Origin of the sequence: Acetobacter senegalensis (assembly GCF_001580995.1) — a bacterium.
Classification (GTDB): Bacteria; Pseudomonadota; Alphaproteobacteria; order Acetobacterales; family Acetobacteraceae; genus Acetobacter; species Acetobacter senegalensis.
The window spans coordinates 12,560-34,537 of the sequence record NZ_LHZU01000148.1; the positions used below are offsets into that span (position 1 = coordinate 12,560).

Sequence of the window (21,978 nt, forward strand, 5' to 3'; positions counted from 1 at the left end):
CTGTTTCAGGTCGTTTCCTCGTCTTCGCTTTCGCCAAAGCGGGAATCGCGGTGCACCCAGGTGGAAAGCAGCAGGCCAAACCCCAGCATCACGTTCAGCATGGCGGACCCACCATAAGACACTAGTGGCAGAGGCACGCCCCCAACCGGAATGGCCCCCATGACCATGGAAAGGTTTACAAGGCAGTAGAGGAAGAAGTTCATGCTGATACCCAGCGCAACCAGCCGCCCGAAACGGTTGCGGCTGCGGATGGCCATCAGCATGCCCCCCAGAATGAGCACCAGCAGCAGACCAATGACCGTAATGGCCCCCACATACCCCCATTCTTCGGCAATCATGGTGAAAATGAAGTCGGTCTGTTTTTCGGGCAGGAAGTTGAGCTGCCCTTGTGATCCATGCAGATAGCCCTGGCCCCACATACCACCTGAACCAAGCGCAATCTTGGACTGGATGATGTTGTATCCGGCACCCAGCGGGTCGCTTTCCGGGTTCAGGAAGGTGGTTATGCGGGCGCGCTGATAATCATGCAGGTGTGCGTAGGCAAATTTGGCCATGTAGGGCACGGGCAGAAGCAGCAGCACAATCAGCCACAGGCGCATTCCGGCGGCAAAGAACATGGCCGCGCCAATGCCGCCAATAATGGTGGCTGTGCCCAGATTGGGCTCTTTCAGAACCAGCACAACTGGCAACAACACCATGAAGGCAGGCGGTAACAGCCACAGGGGGTTGCCCATGCGGGCGTAACTGATGCGGTAAAACCACGAGGCCAAAGCCAGTACCAACGCCACTTTGGCGTATTCAGAAGGCTGCACCTGCAAACCGCCGATCATCAGCCAGCGCTCGGCCCCTTTGCCCACATGGCCCATATGCAACACGGCCACCAGCAGCGTGATGGAGAGCAGGTAAAGCGGCCATGATATGCGCACCAGTATTTTGGGTGGCAGCATGGCAACCGTGATCATGAGCACAAGCCCAACGGCAAAGCGGGCAGCTTGCGGGGCGGCGAAGGGGTAAGGGGTACCACCGCCTGCCGAATACAGAGTAATATAACCCACACCCGCCAGAGTGCAGATCAGCAGCACATATAGCCAACTGATGCGCCATAGCTTGGAGAGGAGCCGAAAACTCGGTTCTGCCCGCAAAAGGCGTTTGTGGAACTTCATGGCTTATTCGATATCGCCCGCATCTGCCACGCTTTCGGGCGGAGGGGTGACATGGTTGACCGGGTCACGCATCAGGGTGTCGGTCATGATGTCTCGCGCCAGAGGTGCTGCTGCATCAGCCCCGGCGTTTCCGTGCTCGATCACCACAGAAACTGCATATTGAGGGTTATCGTACGGCGCAAAGCAGATGAACAGCGCGTGCGGCCGATATTCCCAGGGCAGGTTGGCGGAATTGAAGTGACCACTTTCGCGCAGGGCGCGAGACACCCGCCGCACCTGCGCGGAACCCGTCTTGCCCGCCATGGTCACGCCGGGCAGGGAAAGCCGCGCCTTGGGGGCCGTGCCGTGCTGTTCATTCACAACAGCAAACATGCCACTGCGCAGGGCCGTGAGGTATTTCTCCGGCATGTTCAGCTCTGGCCAATGGTCTGCCGTGGCTTGCGGCCCGACTTCACTGTTCAAGGCGCGCACCAGATGGGGCTGCACACTGCGCCCCGTTGCCAGTCGGGAGGTGTAGGTGGCCAGTTGCAGCGGTGTAACCTGCACAAACCCCTGCCCGATGCCACTGACAATGGTATCCCCGCCATTCCAGTGGTGGTGGTGTGCCTGCCGCCACGTGGGGGTGGGAATAAGGCCGGTGCGGGTGTGGGGCAGTTCAATGTCCAGCGTTGTGCCAAGCCCGAACTGGTGGGCTGTATCAGCAATCCGGTCCATGCCTATGCGGCGGGCCATTTCATAGAAATAGACGTCACAGGAATATTTCAGGGCCTGATGCAGGTCTATGGACCCATGCCCCCAGCGCGACCAGCAGTGAAAGCGGGTTCCGCCAACATCCAGATGACCGGGGCAGAATATCCGGTCGGATGGAGAAAACAGGCCGGACTGCAAACCGGCCATGGCGACGGCGGGCTTGAAGGTGGAGCCGGGAGGATACACGCCCGCCACGGTCTTGTTGATCAGGGGCGTGCGTTCGTTATTGGTCCATTCAATCCACTGCGCATGGCTGACGCCGCTATCAAACAGGGAAGGATCAAAGGAGGGTGTGCTGACCATGGCCAGCACCTCGCCATTGCGGCAGTCCATCACCACGGCAGACGCCGTCTGTTCTCCAATGCGGCCCAGCACTTTCTGTTGCAGGCCGCGGTCAATGGTCAGCCCGATCTCCGTGCCGGGCGCGCCTTCTATCCGGTTGAGTTCGGACATGACGCGGCCAACTGAGTTGACCTCCATTTCTACGGACCCTGCCGTGCCACGCAGCTTTTCGTCCTGACTTTGCTCAATGCCAGAGCGCCCAACCCGCATACCGGGAAGGGCCAGCAGGGCAGAGTGAGCCACATCGCGCTCATTGGGGGGCGCGACATAACCGATGATGTGGGCCAGCAGTTCCCCTTCCGGATAAACGCGGCGGGTGCCCACATCAATCAGAACGCCGGGCAGAGAGGGCGCATTCAGCTCAATCCGCGCCATTTCATCCCAGGAGAGGAAGTCCCGCAGCATGACGGGCACAAACCGCCGCTGATGGCGCATTTCACGGGCTATGCGGGCGCGGTCCCGTTCATCCAGCGGAATAATGGTGGAGAACCGTTCTATGGTGCCTGCCACATCTGTGGTTTCTTCCGGCAGGATCAGGGCGCGCCAGTTTTCTTTGTTGTTGGCCAGCGCAATGCCATAGCGGTCCACAATACGGCCACGCGGTGGTGCCAGATACCGCTTGCTGACCCGGTTGCTGGCGGCCATGCGGGCGTAGCGGTCTCCATCCTTGACCTGAAGCTGGTAGAGTTTGTGAGCCAGAACCCCCAGCGTACCCGTTTGCACAGCCATGAACAGCAGCGCACGGCGTGTAAAAACGCCGCGTGCCGGGTCCTTCTGGTTCTTGATGGGCATCAGGCGCTGGTTTTCCCGCCTGCGACGCCTCAACCGCATGATGGTTCTCCTGCTGGCATCAGGCGTCTTCCTCATCATCAAGCATACGGAAAACCCAGGAGAACAGGGCGGAAAGAGGGGGATAAACCCCTATGCACAGGAAAGATTCAAACAAAGCGGGGGCCATGTCCAGCATATGAAGCCTGAACAGGCAGGCCAGCCCCCATTGCAGCATGCAGGCGGCCGTGGCCAGAAGGCTGAACACAGCCCACACCAGCAGAAAATGCAGCCGCATGAGACCAAAGCGCGCATAGAACGCGACTCCGTGCACCAGCAGCAGAATAAAGGCGCTGACCCCTAACGGCGCAAACCCCACCAGATCCATGAACAGGCCCAGCACAAACACCGCCAGACTCGGCATGCCGGAGGGCCGCCAGAAGGACCAGAAAAATACGGTGGCGATCACGATGGCGGGCAGCAGTTCAGCCGATCCCGGCAAGGGGATGGGGGCTGAGAAGACAATAATGGCCAGCGCAATGAACAGTGAGGGCAGCAGGTGCCGCAAGCCGCTATCAAGCCGCTGCCACAGGGTCTGCCGGGGCTGGATTTCCGGTTCCCATGAAGACATGGAAGGATCAGGCATCATGGCGTGCGCTGTCCTTAACCCTGACCCAGCAGGCTTTTGAGCGGCAGTTCCAGTGATTTTTTCTGTGGAGTCAGGGGAACGTGGCCCGGTGCTTCCGGGGGTTCAATCTGCGCACGCCCGAAGTTGAAGACCCGCAGCAGCGTGAGATGATCCAGTTGGGCAAAGGGAGCAACAACAGGCCTGCCGGGGCTGACGTAATGTACCGTGCCAATGGGCAACCCCGCAGGAAAGGCCCCGGCCTGATCGCTGGTGACAACACGTTCGCCTTCAATGGGTCGGGTGTCCTGCGCGTAATACATCAATCTCGGCATAGGTGAGTTATCACCTACCATTATAGCAGGAGCATGGCTGGCTTCCAGCATAACCGGCAGGCGGCTGGCAATATCTGTAATCAACAGGATTCGGGCGGAATGCGCCCCTGTTTCCGTTACGCGGCCCGCAAGCCCGTTGGCGGCCAGCGCCACATTGCCAACCTGCACGCCACTTTCGGTGCCCGCCACCAGCAGCACGGCACGGGCATAAATTCCTCCGCTATCCGCCACTACGCGTCCGGTCACAAAAGCGGGAGCAGGTTCGGGAATCCAATGCAGGGCGGTCTTGAGGGAGTCATTTTCCCGCGTGAGGGAGACGGCCACATCATACCACCGGCGCAGATTTTCATTTTCTGTTTTCAGGCGGGCGTTTTCTCTGGCAAGGCGTCCGGCTTCGCGCAGGTTTTCCGTCATGGTCAGCACATGCTCCTGTGTGCCGCTCATCAGGGACCACAGGGGGGCCAGCGCATCAGCCACATACATGCGTGCCCTGTCTGCCAGGGGTTTGTCCGCCTGTGCGCCAATAATCACGCCAATGGACAGCAGCAGCAGCAGCGGCAGCACCAGCTTGCCAAGAGCCTGCCGAACCTGAATGGAAACCGGAATCATGCGTGTACGGCCTCACGCAGGGGTTTCGCCCCGCCTTGTCCGTTCAGGGCGTGTGTGAACTGACCCCACATGAACCGTGATGCATCCTCTTCTGTCAGTCAGGCTGACGGGTGATCGCCATTCCTTTTCCGTGAGGATGGCGTGGTGGTCTGCGTGATGAAACCGGATACCATCAATACATGGTGGTCAGCACATTGCGCAGGCGTTTCATTTCCTCCAGCGCCCGGCCCGTGCCCAGCGCCACGCAGGAAAGAGGATCTTCCCCAACCGTGACCGGCAGGCCGGTGGAAAGACGCAGCACATCGCTCAGGCGGTAAAGCAGCGCACCGCCGCCTGTCAGCACAATGCCCTTGTCCACAATATCAGCCGCCAGTTCGGGCGGTGTGTTTTCCAGCGCGGTGGTGACAGCGTCCACAATCTGGCTGACAGGTTCAATCAGGCTTTCGGCAATCTGGGCCTGGGAAACCTGCACTTCACGCGGCACCCCATTGATCAGATCCCGGCCTTTCACATCCAGCCACGGGCCGGGGTCTTCCGGATCATCCGGCATCATGGCGGAGCCCAGCTTGATCTTGATACGTTCTGCCGAGCTTTCCCCAATCAGCAGATTATGGGCGCGGCGAATGTAGGAGATGATGGCTTCATCCATCTTGTCCCCGCCAACGCGCACGGAGCGGGCATAGACAATGCCACCCAGAGAGATCACGGCTACCTCGGTCGTGCCACCGCCAATATCCACAATCATGCTGCCAGAAGGCTCGGTTACTGGCAGACCCGCGCCAATGGCGGCGGCCATAGGTTCCTCAATCAGGAAGACCCGGCGAGCACCGGCACTTTCAGCGCTTTCCTGAATGGCGCGGCGTTCAACGGCGGTGGAGCCGGAGGGCACGCACACAATAATCTGCGGGCTGGTAAAGGCGCGGCGGTTATGAACCTTGCGAATGAAATGCTTGATCATTTCTTCCGCAACATCAAAATCTGCAATGACCCCGTCCCGCATGGGGCGGATGGCCGTAATGTTGCCGGGGGTTCGGCCAACCATCAGTTTGGCTTCCTCCCCTACCGCCAGAAGCTGTTTTTTGCCTCGTACCTCGGCAATGGCCACAACAGATGGCTCATTGAGAACAATCCCGCGTCCTTTGACATAGACAAGGGTGTTGGCAGTACCCAGGTCAATTGCCATGTCAGCAGACATGAGACCGAGCAGACGAGAAAACATCCAGGACTCCTGGCTTGAAGGCGGCGCCGAGCGATCTCTCTGAGTGTGAGCCGTTACAAATTACCCGGAAAGATCGCGTTGATATGTGGGGCAGGGATTACCCATGCGCAACCAGCCAGACAAGACCTTTGCGCGAGAAACTATGAGGAAAGAGTCTTCTGCTGGTCTGAGATGCCGTTTGAAAACTCTTTCACGTCAGGCTGATAGACCTCTTGGTCGCTGAATACGTTTGTTTCTGGTTCCGATTGACAGCACCGGATCTCAGTATCAATCGTTTCAGCTCCAAGAAAAACGGCCAGTCCATTCCAGTTGATCCCTTCTGACTGGCCTTGCAAAACTTCTCTCCGCGAAAAGCAATGCGGATAAAGCATCCCCCTCTTTTCCGTTTCCTGAATCCGGGCACGAAAAAGAGGGAAGGAAATATCAGGCCGTCAGAGCTTCGGGTTCAGCGCGGGTACGCTTGACCAGCAGCTTGTTCAGCGCATGCACATAGGCGCGCACGGCAGAAACAACGGTATCGGCATCCGCGCCCTGACCATCCACCATCTTGCCGTCTTCTTCCAGCCGTACGGTGGTGCGGGCCTGTGCGTCTGTGCCTTCCGTTACTGCACCGACGGAGAACAGGGCCAGCCGAGCTTCATGCGGGAAAGCGGTGCGCAGGGCGTTGAAGGCGGCATCCACCGGCCCGTTGCCAGAAGCCTGTGCGGCCACTGTCTTGCCATCCACATGCAGGGTCAGTTCCGCTTCAGAAGGCTTGCCGGACTGGGAGGCCAGGCTCAGCGCGCCAAAGCGGATGTGGTCGTGATCGCGCACTTCATCATCTACCAGCGCAACGATGTCTTCGTCGTACACAACCTTCTTACGGTCAGCCAGATCCTTGAAGCGGGAGAAAGCATCGTTCAGCTTGCTGTCTTCCAGATCGCCATAACCCAGCGCTTTCAGCTTGTCGCGGAACGCGGCGCGGCCGGAATGTTTGCCCATGACCAGAGAAGACCGACTCCAGCCCACGCTTTCGGGGGTCATGATTTCATAGGTGGCGGCGTTTTTCAGCACGCCATCCTGATGGATACCACTTTCATGCGCAAAGGCGTTGCGGCCGACAATGGCCTTGTTGGGCTGCACGTCAAAGCTGGTGATGGTGGCCAGCATGCGAGAGACCTTCAGCAGACCGGGCGTGTTAATGCCGGTGGTGAAGGGGTACTGGTCATGCCGGGTGCGCATGGCCATGACAATTTCTTCCAGCGCAGCGTTACCGGCACGTTCGCCAATACCGTTGATGGTGCATTCAATCTGGCGTGCTCCACCCCGGACAGAAGCCAGCGTGTTGGCGACGGCCAGCCCCAGATCATTATGGTTATGGGCGGAGAAAATTACGCGCTCAGCACCCGGCACCCGCTCCCGCAGCATGGAGAAGATGCGTTCCATGTCTTCCGGCGTGGCATAGCCTACGGTGTCTGGAATGTTGATGGTGGTGGCACCGGCCTTAATGGCGGCTTCCACGCAGCGGCACAGGAAGTCTGGCTCGGTGCGGGAGCCATCTTCGGCTGACCATTCCACATCATCCGTCAGGTTGCGGGCTGCCGTGTTACCGGTGGTGATCAGGTCCAGAACCGTTTCAGGTTCCATCCGCAGCTTGTATTTCATGTGCAGCGGAGACGTGGAAATGAAGTTATGGATACGCTTGCGTTTCGCAGGGGCCAGCGCCTCACCTGCCGCGGCAATGTCCTTGGCGCCGCCTGTGCGGGCCAGAGCACAGATTACCGGGCCGTTGGTGTTTTTTGCAATCTGGTGAACGGATTCAAAATCCCCTTTGGACGCAACGGGAAAACCCGCTTCAATCACGTCCACGCCCAGAGTGGCCAGAGCCTCGGCCATCCGCAGTTTTTCCGTCAGGTTCATGGAAAAACCTGGGGACTGCTCGCCATCGCGCAGGGTGGTATCAAAAATGATAACCCGGTCGGCGCTCATCTGGCCAAAGGAGGGATGGGTAATGGTGTGGCTGGCTGACATGGAGAATGTCCTTAAGATATCAGTCTGGTCTGGTTTCTGGCGCGGGTCAGCGCCGCTTGTGCCGCACTTATGCGGAAACTCGTTCACTCGCCCCCTAAGCGTGACGGCACGGAGCCGCCGGGATCGCTCAGGGGCTGATTAGTCGAAGGAGAAGGTCCAGACGCAGGGCCACGCCGCCCGCTCGCGCCATTTCGGCGCGCCGCAGAGACTCGGACGTGAACCAGACGGAATTCATGGCGCGCACCATACAGTTTCAGAGCCTAAAAGCAACCATTCTGTGGCGAGAAGATGGGAGAGAGCATCCGGTTTTCCCTCCGGCCTCAGCGGGTGCTGACACCCCGAAGGTTGTGCAGCACATACAGCATCACACCCAGCAGCACGGCGGCAAAGGTCTGGTGCACTGCCCCGGCCCAGACCGGCACAACCAGCAGCAGGGTGGTAACCCCCAGCGCGTACTGAATAAGCACGGCCCAGCCCAGCAGCATCAGTGCATTATGGGCCTTGGCGCCAAGGCCGCGGGTGCGTAGGCCAACCAGCAGCACGCATCCAATGGTCAGGGCTGTCAGGGTTGCCAGTAGGCGGTGGTCAAACTGAATGGCGGCCTTGTTGTCCACCCAGTTCAGCCAGAAGGGAGTCAGACGCGCATAATCCTGTGGAATAAGGTGGCCGTCCATCAGCGGGAAGGTGTTGAACACGAACCCGGCGTGGGTGCCTGCCGTAAAGCCCCCCGCTATAATGGTGATGCAGATCAGGCACAGAGCCGCCCAGACCAGCCTTTTGGTGCGGTGTGCAACCGGTGTGGCGGGAACGGTCTGCGGCTGGGGCCAGCGGATGGAAAACGCGGTCCATAGAACAGCCAGATAAAGGGCCAAAGCCGCGCTTAGATGGAGCACCAGCCGCACAGGTTCCACGGCTGTGCTGTCTGGCCGGAAGCCGGAAGCGACCATGAACCAGCCAATGGCCCCCTGTAGCGCACCGAGAATAAAGAAAAGGAACAGTCGCAGCGCCAGTTTGCGGGTAATCATGCCGCGAATGGTGAACCATACCAGCGGCACAAATAGCACCAGGCCCATCAGGCGGCCCCAGAAGCGGTGAATCCACTCAGCCCAGAAAATTTTCTGGAACCCTTCCAGCCCGAATCCTTCATGTTGAAGATGATATTGCGGAATGGTTTTATACAGCGCGAACAGCCGCTCCCATTCAGCGTGGGAGAGAGGGGGAATAATGCCGCTGACAGGCTGCCAGTCCATGATGGACAGACCAGAGCCTGTCAGGCGCGTGACACCGCCAATGGCGATCATGCCCAGCAGCATGAAGCACAGGACAAACAGCCAGTTGGAAATCAGACGACGGTGATGAGGCGCCATGTCGGCATGACGCGGAAGGGAAGAGGACATGGCGGCCTTTTGCGCGCTGTTGCATCAGATGCCAAGGATTTAGACTGTGCTTGCGGCCATGGGCAAGAAGATGGTACCGCCGCACGGATGGACCAGCCTGATCGCTCCACTTCCTCTTCGGCCTCCAGCTCTGCCGCGCGGTTTCTGCGGCCCTTGCTGATGTTGGGGCTGTTGGTGGCGGGAGCGTTGCTTCTTCGCAACATACCTGCCCTGCGGCATATGCTGGATAGCACTGCCTTACTGCAGGACGGCGTGTGGGGGCGTATGGTGTTTGTGGGCGGAGCGTCCCTGTGGTGTGCCTTTGGCCTGCCCCGGCAGGTTGCGGGCTTTGCCGCCGGGCTTGCCTACGGCGTGGGAGAAGGCACGGTGATGATAACACTTGCTTCCACCCTTGGATGTGTGGCCGGATTCCTCTGGGCGCGCTGGGGCGGTCAGGCCTGGGCGCGCGCCAGACTGGGGGCGCGGTTTGCGCGGATGGACGCCATGCTCAGCCAGCAGCCATTTTTGAGCATTCTTACCTTACGGCTGCTTCCGGTTGGGTCTGCGTTACTGCTGAACCTTCTGGGGGGTGTTTCGGGCATGAAGCTTCTGCCTTTTGTGGCCGCTACGGTGCTGGGGGGGCTGCCGCAGAACCTTGTGGCGGTGCTGTTGGGGTCTGGCATCCGGGTTGACGCTGTGTGGCAAGGTGTGCTTGGCGGGGGGCTGTTTGGCGTTTCCGCCCTGTTTGGCATGTGGTTATGGCGCAAGGCCCGTATTGCACGGCTGATGCCTGATAAGCAGGACCCTTCGGAAGGGAACGCCTGAGGGCGTTTTTCCTGTCCGGTAAGGCGTCATCCAGCGTGACGCAGCTCTGTGTTTCGTTTTTCTGCCTGTTTCTTTTGGGCTGGTTCCTTTTCTTTCTTTCCATCCTTTCTGTTTGTTTTCTGGAGCGCCGCAGATGGCTTCTGCCTCCGTCTCGCGAGAATCTGTTTCCCAATCGGCTGTCTTTCCGCAGGGGGTGCCTGGCTGGGTGCCATTGCTGCTGGGGTTTCTAACAGCCGTCGGCCCGATCTCCACAGATATCTATCTGCCCGCTTTCCCGGCGATGGAGGATACCTTCCATACCGATGCCGGCAATGTGCAGATGACATTGTCCATCTGGTTTGTGGGGCTGGCCATCGGGCAGTTGAGTGTTGGACCTTTGTCTGACCGCTACGGCCGCCGCATGCCCATGCTGATTGGCAATCTGATCTATACGGTCGCATCTGCTGTGTGTGCCTTCGCGCCGGATATCCTGACATTCTCCATCGCGCGGTTTGTGGCCTCTCTCGGTGCGTCTGCCAGTCTGGTTATCCCCACGGCGTGCGTGCGGGATATGGTGCCAGACCGGAATGCAGGCGCCAAAATGCTCTCCCGGCTGGTGATGGTGATGGGTGTGGTACCCATTCTTGCCCCCATGCTTGGGGGGCTGGTGGTTGCCGTGGCGTCCTGGCGGGTGATTTTCTGGGCGTCTGCTGCCTATGGGGCCATCTGCGTGCTGTGCGTTCTGTTCCTGCTGCCGGAAACGCTGCCGTTCCAGAAACGGGTTGCGCTCTCTCCCGTCACGCTGGTCACACGGTACCTCACGCTGTTGCGGGATCGGGGATTTACCTCCCATGCCATGGTGACGGGTTTTTCCACGTTCATGCAGTTCAGCTACCTCACGGCGGCGTCTTTCGTGTTCATCAAGATTTTCGGGTTCTCGCCGCTGCATTTTTCCATGCTGTTTGGGGTGTTCTCCGTGTTCATGATCGGCGCGTCCCAGGTGAACGGTATTCTGGTGGGGCGGATCGATTCGGCACGTCTGCTGCAAGGGGCCGTTATTGTTTCCCTGCTGGGGGGAGCCCTGCTGGTGGCGGTTGTAGCGTGGGGGAAATGGTATGCAGGCCCTGCATGGCGGCATGATCAGGTGTGGCTGATGATCGGGGCCATGCTGCTGACACTGGCCCCCACAGGCATTATTTTCCCTAACGCCATGATGGGCGCGCTGGCGGACCATCCCAGTCTTGCAGGTGCGGCTGCGGCACTGGCGGGCACTATGCAATATGTTATGGGCGCGTTGGCCGGGGCGCTGCTGGGCATGTTTCCAACCACATCCGCTCTTCCCATGGCGGGGTGCATGTTCTTTGGCACGGTCATGATGTTGTTTGTCTGTGCACTGCGGCCCAAGGCATTAGAGCCACAATCACAGGAGAGCGGGGCAGGCTGACGCACTTTTTTCGCCTTGTGGACAGGCGTTATGCGGCTTAGGCGCTTGACGGATGGCGTCAGGCTTGCACAGTCCTGATTTTCCGCAGCGGAAGAGGGAGCTTGTCGGTTCCATGGCACGGCATCCAGCAAGACGGGCCCATGTTCTGGCACTTATTGGTGCCGGCCTATTGATTGTAACGTTTGGTACAATGGGCATTGAACTGGGTAATGAAATGGCCCGCCATGGGGATCTGGACCGGCAGAGTACTGCCGCCGGCAGCTATCTGCGCAATCTCCATCACGCCACCAGTGAAGCGCGTATCTGTTATTATAGCTGGCTGGCACGCAAGCAGGAGCAGGATGCAGCCTGCTACACTCGTGCCCTCAGCCAGCTTGCTGCCGCCCGCAGCGGGTATGATGGGTTCAAGGCTGTGCAACTGCGCGAAGGCGCGGGAAGAGCCGAACCCCTGACAGCCGTGGCGCACGAACTGGACGAAGTGGCAGGCTGGAAGCCAGAGGCAGCAGCCATGCCAGCGGGCGGTGAACAGGCTCTGACGGCGCTGGACAATAATCTCTCTGTTCTCAGTCATGTCAGCACCATGGATCAGGCTGACCGCGTGGCGAATATGCTGCGTAATACAAGCTGGCAGCGCAGGCTGGGGCTGTTGGGTATTCTGACGGGTGTGCTCAGTCTGATTTCCGCAGGCTGGGTGTTGGATCGTTCCTCTCTTGCCGCCGCACGGGCGGAAGCCTCATCGCGTGATCTGGCGCTGCGGCTGCGCGCCACGCTGGATAGCCTGAGCCTTGGCGTGGCGGTATTCGGTGCCGATGGCCGCCTCTGGCACTGGAATGAACAGCTTGGCACGGTGCTGGGGCTGGAGAGGGATTTCCTGAAATTCGGTCTGCCGTACGACACATTGAGTGCGGCGCTGGTGGTCGGTGGTGTTCCGCTGCTGGAACCTTTTGAACATATTGAGGCCAGTCTTTCCCTCGGCCAGTCTGTTCCGCCCGTGATGGTGGAATGTAAGGGGATAAACGGGGCGGATCTGGAATTGTGCCGCACCCTGTTTTTTGCGCCGGATGGTGCGGCAGCCCGCCGTGGGTTTGTGCTGACAGCGGCGGATATCAGCATGCGCCTGCGTAGTGAGCGCGCCTTGGGGGAAGCCCAGAAATTGCGCGCGCTGGGGCAGCTTACGGCAGGCATCGCACATGATTTCAAAAATCTGCTGACGGTTATTCTGGGCAATCTTGAACTGGCGGCAGATCATGACCAGCCAGACCATGTGGAGCAAAGGCAGGAATATCTTTCCGCCGCAACACATGCCGGAAGACGATCAGAGGCACTGACTGGCCAGTTGCTGTCTTTCATGCGGCGGCAGAGCAGCACGCCCGATTCGCTCTCTCTGTCTGATCTCTTCTCCTTCCTCGGTGGGTTGCTGGGGCGCATCATCGGGCCGCGTATTGTGGTGGAATGCGGCAATGGGTCTGATATCTGGCCGGTCAGGGCGGACCCCGCCCAGCTTGAGAGCGCAGTGCTCAATCTGGCCATCAATGCGCGGGATGCCATGCCTACGGGAGGGCGGCTGCGGATTGTGGCCCGTAACGTGACGTTCTCTGTCAATGCCGATCTGATGAGCCTGCCCGTGGAAGACGGACGGAATCGTCGTGTTGTATCAGACCCCACACCTCTGCCTGCCGGAGACTGGGTGCGGCTGGACGTGATTGATAGTGGATGCGGCATGACGGACGAGGTGCTGCATCATCTGTTTGAGCCGTTCTTTACCACCAAGGAGGAAGGTGCTGGCACCGGGCTGGGGATGGCCATGGTTCTGGCCTTTTCCCAGCAGGTTAAAGGCCGGGTGGTTGTGGCAACAGGTGAGCGACGCGGCACGGAGGTGTCTCTGTGGTTGCCGCGTGCCGTGGCGGTTGATGAGGTGACCGGGGTGCAGCAAACGCTTCTGCCGCGTGCCACACCACCTGCGGTCAAACCACAGGTACGGCCCATTCAGGTGCTGGTGGTGGAAGATGATGCCGCGATTCGGGATATTGTTGTCACCATTCTGGGCATGGCGGGCCACCGCGTGCTGGAGGCGGCGGATGGAGAACAGGCATTCGATGTTGCCGCCTCGGCCGAAGGCAAATTGGACCTGCTGGTGACAGACCTGCAACTGCCCGGCCCACTGGATGGATTGACGCTCTCTCGCGTGCTGGCTGGCCGGTATGAGGATCTGGCCGTGGTTTATATGTCGGGCGATCTGACGCCAGACAGCCCAAGCCCCGCCGGGGCCGTGGAGGGCGCGCACCTTCTGGCCAAACCCTTCCGGCGGGACGGGCTGATGCGGGCAGTGACCTCCGCCCTGAGTGCGCGGGCCGGGGTCTGATTCGTCACGGTTCTCTCTTGCGGAAGGCGGGGGTGCGGGCTAGAGCGTGTGCCGGTTGCCATACAAGCCTTGATCAAAGGTGTGAGAGGCAGGATGAAACGGGCCGTCTGGCGGGCTGAGCAAGTAGCCCCGGCGTGCTGTACAAGCAGGAAGGAAGAGTACGGAACATGACGAAGCGCGAGGAGATTGATCTTAAGCGTTATATTCGGAATATTCCGGATTTTCCCAAACCCGGTATCCTGTTTTACGATATTTCTACCCTGATGCGGGAACCGGATGCATGGCAGATTGCCATGGGCCGTCTGGCGCGTCAGGTTGCTCCGTGGGAGCCGGATATGCTGGCTGCCGTGGAATCGCGCGGGTTTCTGACCGCCGCTCCGCTGGCGGATCGGCTTGGTTGCGGGCTTCTGATGCTGCGCAAACCGGGCAAGCTGCCGGGTGGCACCATTTCTCATACCTATGATCTGGAATATGGCAGCGATACGCTCCAGATTCAGGATGATGCCATCAAACCCGGCCAGCGCGTTGTGGTGATGGATGATCTGCTGGCAACCGGCGGCACACTGGCGGCCTCCATCACGCTGCTGCGTAAGGCTGGCGCGAATGTGGTCGGGGCTTCCCTGCTGGTGGAACTGACAGGTCTTGGCGGCCGCGACAAGCTGGATGTGCCGGTTAAAAGTCTGGTTACGTACGAAGAGTAATACTGCCTGCTTCGGTTTGTTCTTTCTGATCATACAAGCAGAAAGAACATACGAGGTTTGAGTACTGTTTTTCCTTGCCATGATGTATGTGAAACTCATGGCAGGATTACAGACCTCTGATGGCTGGCGACTGGCTGCATGAGAAGTGCGGCGTTTTCACTCAGCCAGTTTTATCAGGCTCTTGCGGCAATGGTCCGGCAGACGCTTCTGGGCGGAGGGCCGCCCCGTAAGCTGGATCATCTGCGCTGGTTGATTGCGCCTGATCTTCTCTCCTTTGGATACGCCCTGCGTACCACCATTTCCGCACTTATAGCGTTGGGCATTGCCCTGTGGTGGGAACTGGGCAGCCCCCAATGGGCGGCGCTGACAGTCTGGATGGTGGCCCAGGGCACACGGGGCAAATCCATTGCCAAGGCCCGCTGGCACATGTTCGGCATGGTGGTGGGCACCATCTGCGCCGTGGTGCTGGTGGCCTGCATGCCACAGGCGCCCCTGCTGTATATTCTGTGTCTGGCCGGTGGAATCGGCATTTTCTGTTTTATCGGAACCCTGCTGCCCGGCCCCGCCGCCATGACCAATTACCGTATTCATGGCATGCGGGCGTCCGGTTTTACCTACGCCATTATCGCGCTGGATGGGGTTCTGGCACCGGACCATATTTTTGAAATTGCCATGGCGCGCGCCACGTACATCACGCTTGGCATTGTGGTGGAAACCACCATCTCCTCCCTGTTCCAGTATCAGTTGGGCACGCGCGCCCGTAATCGGCTGGCGACCAATTTTGTGCAGGCCATGGGGGGTGCTACGCGTGCCCTGGTGAACATGCTGCGAGGGGACCATAACGCCATTACCCGGTCCCCGGATGTGCTGACCACCATTCTGACCCTGAGCGATCAGGTGGAGTTTGCCGAAATTGAAATGGGCAAACACGAGCATGAAGGGGACCACGCCCGCGCTGCACTGGCGGCCATTACGGTGCTGATGTCTCGCGGCATGGAGCTTTCCGCTCTGCTGGCCGTGCCGGATAGTCAGGGCGTGCATTACCAACAGACAGCCGAGCAGGTCAGCCTCTTTCTGCAAGGGCTCCCCGGCAGGCTGGGGGACGATCAGCCCATAAAACCGGTGCTGGATGAACTGACCCTGCTGGATGCCACCTGCAGGGAACTGGCGGCCACCAGTCTGCAAGAAGAAATGGTGGCCGCCACGCATCCCCCGGTTGATCTGCCGCAGGAACGCCGCCTCTCGCGGGAAGGGCAGCTTTTACACAAGCTGGATGAACTGCTGGACGAACTGCGTCTCTCGCTGGAGCAGTTTGAAATGAGCCGCCACCCGCAGCCGCATGATCATTTCCGCTACGGTATGCGGACGTATCGTGACTGGCGTGTGGCGTTCACCAACAGCCTGCGGGCCTCGGTCACCATTTTCTGCTCGGGCCTGATCTGGATGACAACGGCCTGGCCGGATGGTCTGACCTTTATGATGTTTGTCTCCATTGTGTGCGCCCTGTTCTCCACGCTGGAGCAACCAGCCTTGGCCACGCAGGCGTTTCTGCACGGCACTGTGTGCGTGATTGGCATGTGCGGGCTGCTGGACCTTTGGGTCATGGCCCAACCCACCACATACGAGATGCTGGCCATGTGTCTGGCTATTCCCATGTTGGTGGGCGGGTTGGCGTTTGCCTATGCGCCACTGGTACTGGCGGCTGTGGCGTACAATCTGTTTCTGCCCATTCTGGTTGGTCCACTCAATCAGGGCCGCATGGACGAGGTCATGTATTTCAACACGGCTCTGCCGCTGTTGCTGGCCATGATGTTTGCCATGTGGATGTATCGTGTCTTCCTGCCGTTTGATCCCGATGGTCTGCGGTGGGATATGCGGCTGGATATTCTACGCTGGCTGCGCAGGCTTGCCGCATGGCGGTATCCGCCTTTGCCGTCAGAGGTTGTGGGGCGCGGCGTGGATAATTTTGTGCGCCTGTCATCCATGACGGGCGGCAAACGTTCCTACGTTCTGGAAAGCTACCTCAGCGGTGTGCTGTCCAGCATGACCATCGGGCTGAATGTGCTGCGCCTGCGCAGCATTCTGGCGCGTGGTGTGCTTCCCCCCGGCCCGCAGCGGGCGACGCAGGCCATGATGAACCGCATGCAGCGTTTTACAGGCCGTTATGGTGGCCAGTATGGCCGCACCTCTCGCGCTACCCATCTGGCGGTGCTCTATCTGGTGCAGCGTGAACAGGTGGAAACCAATCTGTCAGTGCGGGTGGAAATGCTACGGGCACTCGCCAGCCTGCGCGTGATTGAAACGGAACTGGCCCAGAACCGGGCATTCTTCGATGCCTCCTCCCCTTATCTGGACCCTGCCTTTCCGGAAAAAACAGTGCCTGCTTCTGCCTGATGCTCTGGCGCAATGGGCCTGGGCTTCACACATATGTGTCGCCCCCATGTGGGCTTGCCCCCTACAGGTCTTGGTGTAGAGGGGGTAGGGTCCGGCCTTTCAGCCTGCGGCTGTTTTCCTTATGGAAGCTGGCAGGGCTGGCTCTGAATGATTTGTTCCCGTAAAGACGTGCTTCGGCCTTCATCCCTACGGTTGGAAAAGACCATATGATCAGGTTCCCTGACTCCACGCTTTGGCAAGAACGGGCGGATGCCCTGTATGACCGCGTGCGCCACGTGGTTCCGGCAATGGAATGGCCTGCGTTTGCAGATGATATTGCGGCCATTCTGGAACTCAAGCAGAAGCATAACGCCGTTATTCTGGCCCATAATTACCAGACCCCGGAAATCTTCCACTGTGTGGCGGATATCACGGGCGATTCCCTCGCTCTGGCGCGTAAGGCGCAGGAGGTTGAGGCGGATATCATGGTCATGGCCGGTGTGGCGTTCATGGCGGAAACCTCCAAACTGCTGAACCCGTCCAAGACCGTTCTTCTTCCCTCGGCAGAGGCAGGATGTTCACTGGCGGAATCCATCACGGCGGCAGATGTGCGCCTGATGCGGCAGCGCTACCCCGGCGTGCCGGTTGTGACCTATGTGAACACGTCCGCTGCCGTGAAGGCGGAGAGTGATATCTGCTGCACGTCCGGCAACGCCCGACAGGTGATTGAAAGCCTGGGCGTGGACGAAGTGATCATGATTCCGGACGAGTTTCTGGCCCAGAATGTGGCGAACGAAACCGGCGTGAAGGTAATCACCTGGAAAGGCCATTGTGAGGTGCATGAGCGCTTCACACCCCAGGAAATTCGGGACTGGCGCAAAGCCTATCCGGATCTGGTGGTGCTGGCCCACCCGGAATGTCCGCCAGAAGTGGTGGCGGAGGCTGATTTTGCGGGTTCCACGGCGGGTATGTCAGACTTTGTGGCGTCCGGCAAAGCCGCGCGCGTGCTGCTGGTGACCGAGTGCTCCATGAGCGACAACCTAGCCGCTCTGCATCCGGACGTGGAACTGATCCGCCCCTGTAATCTCTGCCCGCACATGAAGCGTATCACGCTTGGCTCCATTCGTAAGGCGCTTGAAAATATGGAAGTAAAGGTGGAAGTGGAGGCTGATGTGGCCGACCGCGCCCGACTGGCGATTGAACGGATGCTGGCGGTATAAGAGACCTTTTTTACACGATGGATGACTGCCGTATGCTGCCTTCTCTGCCCGATATCATGCTTGAACCGCTGGTGCGGGCGGGCCTTCTGGAAGATCTGGGGCGCGGGGGTGATCTGACCACCAATGCTGTAATCGGCCCGGAGGACAGGCTGCGCGTGGTGATGCGCAGCCGGGAAGACGGTGTGCTGGCCGGGCTGGATCTGGCGCGGCTTTCCTTTCATCTCATTGATCCTTCCCTGAGCTTCCAGCGCCTGAAGAAGGAAGGGGAAGCCTTGGCCGCCGGAGATGTTGTGGCGGTGGTGGAAGGCAGCGCCCGCGCCATCCTGACAGGCGAGCGCGTGGGGCTGAATTTTCTGTCGCATCTGAGCGGGATTGCTACAGCGACGGCCGCCATTGTGCGCAGTATGGCTGGCACCAAAGCGCGTCTATGCTGCACGCGTAAAACGATGCCCGGCCTGCGGGCCATTCAGAAATATGCTGTGCGGGCCGGCGGTGGTGTCAGCCACCGTATGGGGCTGGATGATGCCATTCTGATCAAGGACAACCACATTGCACTGGTGGGCAGTGTGCAGGAGGCAGTAGCCCGGGCACGTGCGGCGGCAGGCCATATGGTGAAAATTGAGGTTGAGGTGGATACGCCAGAGCAGTTGCGTGCCCTGCTGGCGGGCGAGAAGGTGGATGCCGTTCTGCTGGATAATATGTCTCTGGCCGATCTGTGCACCTGTGTTGACATGATAGATGGCCGTCTGCTGGTGGAAGCGTCTGGCGGGATCACGCCCCAGACAGCACCCGCCATTGCCCAGACAGGGGTGGATCTGCTGTCTGTCGGGTGGTTGACTCACTCCGTCAAAGCCCTTGATTTCGGTCTGGATTTTGAAAAAATTCTTTAAGAGTCTCAGCGCCCCTTCTATTGCAGAAGAGTAAGCCCCTCTCTCCAGTAGTCACGCAGCGCCTCACCGGGATGTGATGAGGGCACTCTGTAGCGCCTGACGCAATCCTGTTGTTTCCTGCGTTCACAAGACACCATGAAAAACACGGCGTTCGGCTGACCTGGGTTGGTCAGAGAAGAAAAACAAGAAATGCCGGAAAAGGAGTGTTCCTGATGTGTGCTCAACCCACTTCATCTGTTTCGGCAAAGCCCGATTCATCATGGTCTGCGGCGCAGATCCGGGCTTTTCTGAGAGAGATGTTTGATGCGGCTGTCGCGAGCGCCAGTCCGTCTCGGGTATTGGCGCAGGCTCTGCCGGAAAAGCCAAAGGGGCGGTGCGTTGTGGTCGGGGCGGGCAAGGCTTCTGCCGCCATGGCAGCCGCGCTGGAAGAGGCATGGCCGGATGTTCCGCTGGGCGGCGTAGTGGTCACGCGTGATGAACATGCTGTGCCCACGCAGCATATTACCATTCTGGAAGCCTCTCATCCGGTGCCGGATGAGCGAAGTGAAGCGGCTGCCCGCGCCATCCTGAAAGCAGTGGAAGGGCTGAGCGCGGATGATCTGGTGATCGCCCTGATTTCAGGCGGAGGCTCTTCCCTGCTTGCTTTGCCAGCCGAAGGACTAAGTCTGGATGAAAAAAAGAAGATCGGGAAAGATCTGCTTCATTCAGGTGCGACCATTACCGAAATGAACACGGTGCGCCGCCACCTTTCCGGCATTAAGGGGGGCCGCTTGGCACAGGCGGCTTTTCCTGCACGGGTGGCGACTTTTGTGATCAGCGATGTGCCGGGTGATGATCCTGCCGTTATTGCCAGCGGCCCCACGGTGCCAGACAACACAACAGCGCTGGATGCCTTGCGGATTGTGCGCAAATACGATCTGGGCTTGCCGGAAGCAGCACTTGCACATCTCAAACATGAGGCCGACCGCACACACGGGCACACGCCTGATGTGGCGGAAGGCAACAGCGTGACGATGATCGCAACACCTTTTCTGGCGCTTCAGGCTGCGGCGGAGCGTGCCCGTCAGGCAGGCGTCACCCCGCTTGTTCTGGGCGATGCGCTGGAAGGGGAAAGCAGTGCGGCCGGTGTGGTGTTGGCAGGCATTGCGCGCTCCGTCAAAATGCATGGTGTGCCTGTGGCGGCTCCTGCTGTTCTGTTGAGCGGGGGAGAGATGACGGTCACCATCAGAAAAGGCGAAAAACCGGGCCGTGGCGGGCGCAATACGGAGTTTCTGCTGGCCTGCGCTCAGGCACTGGATGGCGAGCAGGGCATATGGGCTCTGGCAGGGGATAGTGACGGCATTGATGGCACAGAAGATGCCGCAGGTGCCATTGTGACACCTGATACGCTCTCACGCGGGAAAAAACGAGATCTTGATGCGCAGGATTTCCTTAAAAACCATGACAGCTACAGCTATTTCAAGGAAATAGGAGATCTCGTCATAACCGGGCCAACGCTGACAAACGTGAATGACATTCGTATTCTGCTGGTGCTGCCAACGGAATAAAACACGGCTTTATCGGCCCAGTATCTTATCAACGCGGCACCGGAGGGCAGGGATAACCCGATCCTGAAACTCCGGTGTTGCGCGTTCCCATGCCCCCGTGCGCCATGAGGGATGAGGAAGCGGAAAATAGTCAGGCAGATAATTCTCAAAATTCAGCGTGCGCTCGTAAACCTTTCCTTTTCCCAGTGTATAGTTTTGTGAATAGGAGCCTACCAGAAGGGTCATCTGGATATTGGGCAGGAAGGAAAGAATGCGTTCTCGCCAGAGCGCCGCACATTCAGGCGGAGGCGGTCGGTCTCCTCCTTTGGGCAGAACGCCCGGATAGCATAATCCCATAGGGACAATGGCAATCTGGTCTTTATCGTAAAAAAGATCGCGGTCCATGTTCAGCCAGGATCGCAACCGCTCGCCTGAGGCATCATTGAACGGAATGCCCGTTTCATGCACGCGGGTGCCGGGGGCTTGTCCGGCAATCAGCAAACGGGCTTTTGGGGAAAAATTGATAACAGGTCTGGGCGCAAAGGGGAGTTTGCCAGCACAGGCCGTACAACTCCGCACGGTTTTGAGAAAACCCATGAGGTCTTCATCATTGATGGCAGACGAGGAACCGGGGGGCGTAGAAAAGAGGGTTTTCATGGTGTGAGCAATCCACTCACGTAGCGCGGAACAACCTTGGTGGCCGGACCGTACAAGACTTCATCAAACTGGCCAGATGCGGCTGATGGCGCCAGATTCAGTTCAACGGTATGGGCGTGCGCGCCAGCCGCCTGCACAAAACCTGCGGCGGGCCATACCGTTGCAGACGTGCCGATGGCGATAAAAAGGGTGCAGCGGGCAAGCGCTTTTTCAATACGTTCCATGTGGTAAGGCATCTCGCCAAACCAGACCACATCTGGCCGTAAGGCTGCTGCGCCACAATGGGGGCAAGGCGTGGTTGGGAAACAGTCTGTTATCCACTGAAAACTCTGGTGGCACGCTGTACAGCGCACCCGTTCCAGCTCACCATGCATATGCACAAGGCTGCGACTGCCTGCGCGCTCATGCAAAGGGTCAATATTTTGCGTGATCAGCAGGAAGCGGTCATCTGCCTCATGCTGCATTTGGTCCCGTAACGCGGTTTCCAACATCGCCAGAGCCTTATGGGCTGCGTTGGGTTCAACAGTCTGCACCTCCTTGCGTCGATGATTGTAAAAATCGTCCACAAGGGCTGGGTTTCTGGAAAATCCTTCAGGCGTGCAGACATCTTCAATGCTGTGTGACGCCCATAATCCGCCTTCATCCCGAAAGGTGGCAAGGCCGGATTCCTGACTGATGCCTGCGCCAGTCAGAATAACAATCCGTTCAGAAAGTAGGGAGGAGGGGAATGGAGCAGCCATATTTCAGCATATGTGATGCCGTGCGGCTTTGCACAAGGAGCGAAAAGTATGTGCTTGCTCGTGG

Annotated in this window: 17 protein-coding genes; 8 read left to right on the forward strand and 9 right to left on the reverse strand. The window is 59.1% G+C overall.

The genetic code is table 11. The features are described 5' to 3' along the window. Positions 1 to 5: 5 nt before the first annotated feature. The 7 genes from rodA to AD948_RS16520 form a co-directional block, all read right to left on the reverse strand. On the reverse strand, positions 6 to 1,163 hold the full coding sequence (rodA, locus tag AD948_RS16485; protein ID WP_006558697.1) for a rod shape-determining protein RodA: 1,158 nt from the start codon (positions 1,161 to 1,163) through the stop codon (positions 6 to 8). Between the two features lie 3 nt (positions 1,164 to 1,166). Then, a complete protein-coding gene (mrdA, locus tag AD948_RS16490) occupies positions 1,167 to 3,086 on the reverse strand; it encodes a penicillin-binding protein 2 (RefSeq protein WP_006558698.1) in 1,920 nt (639 codons plus the stop codon). A gap of 19 nt (positions 3,087 to 3,105) precedes the next feature. Then, positions 3,106 to 3,672 carry a rod shape-determining protein MreD gene (locus AD948_RS16495; RefSeq protein WP_006558699.1) on the reverse strand — a complete coding sequence of 189 codons (567 nt, stop codon included), beginning with the start codon at positions 3,670 to 3,672 and terminating at the stop codon, positions 3,106 to 3,108. A 14-nt stretch (positions 3,673 to 3,686) separates the two neighbouring features. After that, positions 3,687 to 4,592, reverse strand: a complete 906-nt coding sequence (gene mreC / locus AD948_RS16500; RefSeq protein WP_006558700.1) for a rod shape-determining protein MreC — start codon at positions 4,590 to 4,592, stop codon at positions 3,687 to 3,689. 172 nt (positions 4,593 to 4,764) lie between these two features. After that, the gene (locus tag AD948_RS16505) at positions 4,765 to 5,811 is read right to left on the reverse strand and encodes a rod shape-determining protein (RefSeq protein ID WP_006558701.1); all 1,047 of its coding nucleotides are present in this window, start codon (positions 5,809 to 5,811) and stop codon (positions 4,765 to 4,767) included. A 423-nt stretch (positions 5,812 to 6,234) separates the two neighbouring features. Further along, entirely contained in the window at positions 6,235 to 7,821 is a 1,587-nt protein-coding gene (locus AD948_RS16515) for a 2-isopropylmalate synthase (protein ID WP_039904420.1), read from the reverse strand. 320 nt (positions 7,822 to 8,141) lie between these two features. Then, on the reverse strand, positions 8,142 to 9,188 hold the full coding sequence (locus tag AD948_RS16520) for a COX15/CtaA family protein (protein WP_156479086.1): 1,047 nt from the start codon (positions 9,186 to 9,188) through the stop codon (positions 8,142 to 8,144). A gap of 39 nt (positions 9,189 to 9,227) precedes the next feature. On the opposite strand from AD948_RS16520, the gene AD948_RS16525 reads away from it, so the two are divergent. From AD948_RS16525 to AD948_RS16560, 8 genes are all read left to right on the forward strand, one after another. Next, entirely contained in the window at positions 9,228 to 10,022 is a 795-nt protein-coding gene (locus AD948_RS16525) for a TVP38/TMEM64 family protein (protein ID WP_231551738.1), read from the forward strand. A gap of 133 nt (positions 10,023 to 10,155) precedes the next feature. Next, complete coding sequence (locus tag AD948_RS16530; RefSeq protein ID WP_006558707.1) at positions 10,156 to 11,445, forward strand: multidrug effflux MFS transporter; 1,290 nt, start codon at positions 10,156 to 10,158, stop codon at positions 11,443 to 11,445. A 112-nt stretch (positions 11,446 to 11,557) separates the two neighbouring features. After that, complete coding sequence (locus AD948_RS16535) at positions 11,558 to 13,807, forward strand: ATP-binding protein (RefSeq protein ID WP_006558708.1); 2,250 nt, start codon at positions 11,558 to 11,560, stop codon at positions 13,805 to 13,807. 167 nt (positions 13,808 to 13,974) lie between these two features. Further along, complete coding sequence (locus AD948_RS16540; RefSeq protein ID WP_035380661.1) at positions 13,975 to 14,508, forward strand: adenine phosphoribosyltransferase; 534 nt, start codon at positions 13,975 to 13,977, stop codon at positions 14,506 to 14,508. Positions 14,509 to 14,646: 138 nt separating this feature from the next. Beyond that, positions 14,647 to 16,902, forward strand: coding sequence for an FUSC family protein (locus AD948_RS16545; RefSeq protein ID WP_061472743.1), 2,256 nt, complete (start codon positions 14,647 to 14,649; stop codon positions 16,900 to 16,902). A gap of 206 nt (positions 16,903 to 17,108) precedes the next feature. Next, entirely contained in the window at positions 17,109 to 18,101 is a 993-nt protein-coding gene (gene nadA, locus AD948_RS16550; protein ID WP_006558712.1) for a quinolinate synthase NadA, read from the forward strand. Between the two features lie 32 nt (positions 18,102 to 18,133). Further along, the gene (nadC, locus tag AD948_RS16555) at positions 18,134 to 18,991 is read left to right on the forward strand and encodes a carboxylating nicotinate-nucleotide diphosphorylase (protein ID WP_061473037.1); all 858 of its coding nucleotides are present in this window, start codon (positions 18,134 to 18,136) and stop codon (positions 18,989 to 18,991) included. Positions 18,992 to 19,287: 296 nt separating this feature from the next. Continuing rightward, positions 19,288 to 20,538, forward strand: coding sequence for a glycerate kinase type-2 family protein (locus tag AD948_RS16560; protein WP_156479087.1), 1,251 nt, complete (start codon positions 19,288 to 19,290; stop codon positions 20,536 to 20,538). A 9-nt stretch (positions 20,539 to 20,547) separates the two neighbouring features. On the opposite strand, the gene AD948_RS16565 is transcribed toward AD948_RS16560, so the two are convergent. Further along, positions 20,548 to 21,114, reverse strand: coding sequence for a uracil-DNA glycosylase family protein (locus tag AD948_RS16565; RefSeq protein ID WP_227004933.1), 567 nt, complete (start codon positions 21,112 to 21,114; stop codon positions 20,548 to 20,550). A 56-nt stretch (positions 21,115 to 21,170) separates the two neighbouring features. Continuing rightward, a complete protein-coding gene (locus AD948_RS16570) occupies positions 21,171 to 21,914 on the reverse strand; it encodes an NAD-dependent deacylase (RefSeq protein WP_061472745.1) in 744 nt (247 codons plus the stop codon). Positions 21,915 to 21,978 lie beyond the last annotated feature (64 nt).

What these genes read in the sequence shown, in the direction of transcription:
- rodA (WP_006558697.1), bottom strand. Translation starts at nt 1,163, where the DNA reads ATGAAGTTCCACAAACGCCTTTTGCGGGCAGAACCGAGTTTTCGGCTC.
- AD948_RS16535 (WP_006558708.1), top strand. Translation starts at nt 11,558, where the DNA reads ATGGCACGGCATCCAGCAAGACGGGCCCATGTTCTGGCACTTATTGGT.
- AD948_RS16495 (WP_006558699.1), bottom strand. Translation starts at nt 3,672, where the DNA reads ATGATGCCTGATCCTTCCATGTCTTCATGGGAACCGGAAATCCAGCCC.
- AD948_RS16540 (WP_035380661.1), top strand. Translation starts at nt 13,975, where the DNA reads ATGACGAAGCGCGAGGAGATTGATCTTAAGCGTTATATTCGGAATATT.
- AD948_RS16565 (WP_227004933.1), bottom strand. Translation starts at nt 21,114, where the DNA reads ATGGGTTTTCTCAAAACCGTGCGGAGTTGTACGGCCTGTGCTGGCAAA.
- AD948_RS16520 (WP_156479086.1), bottom strand. Translation starts at nt 9,188, where the DNA reads ATGGCGCCTCATCACCGTCGTCTGATTTCCAACTGGCTGTTTGTCCTG.
- AD948_RS16515 (WP_039904420.1), bottom strand. Translation starts at nt 7,821, where the DNA reads ATGTCAGCCAGCCACACCATTACCCATCCCTCCTTTGGCCAGATGAGC.
- AD948_RS16505 (WP_006558701.1), bottom strand. Translation starts at nt 5,811, where the DNA reads ATGTTTTCTCGTCTGCTCGGTCTCATGTCTGCTGACATGGCAATTGAC.
- mrdA (WP_006558698.1), bottom strand. Translation starts at nt 3,086, where the DNA reads ATGCGGTTGAGGCGTCGCAGGCGGGAAAACCAGCGCCTGATGCCCATC.
- AD948_RS16530 (WP_006558707.1), top strand. Translation starts at nt 10,156, where the DNA reads ATGGCTTCTGCCTCCGTCTCGCGAGAATCTGTTTCCCAATCGGCTGTC.
- nadA (WP_006558712.1), top strand. Translation starts at nt 17,109, where the DNA reads ATGATCAGGTTCCCTGACTCCACGCTTTGGCAAGAACGGGCGGATGCC.
- AD948_RS16570 (WP_061472745.1), bottom strand. Translation starts at nt 21,914, where the DNA reads ATGGCTGCTCCATTCCCCTCCTCCCTACTTTCTGAACGGATTGTTATT.
- mreC (WP_006558700.1), bottom strand. Translation starts at nt 4,592, where the DNA reads ATGATTCCGGTTTCCATTCAGGTTCGGCAGGCTCTTGGCAAGCTGGTG.
- AD948_RS16560 (WP_156479087.1), top strand. Translation starts at nt 19,288, where the DNA reads ATGTTTGATGCGGCTGTCGCGAGCGCCAGTCCGTCTCGGGTATTGGCG.
- AD948_RS16545 (WP_061472743.1), top strand. Translation starts at nt 14,647, where the DNA reads ATGAGAAGTGCGGCGTTTTCACTCAGCCAGTTTTATCAGGCTCTTGCG.
- nadC (WP_061473037.1), top strand. Translation starts at nt 18,134, where the DNA reads ATGCTGCCTTCTCTGCCCGATATCATGCTTGAACCGCTGGTGCGGGCG.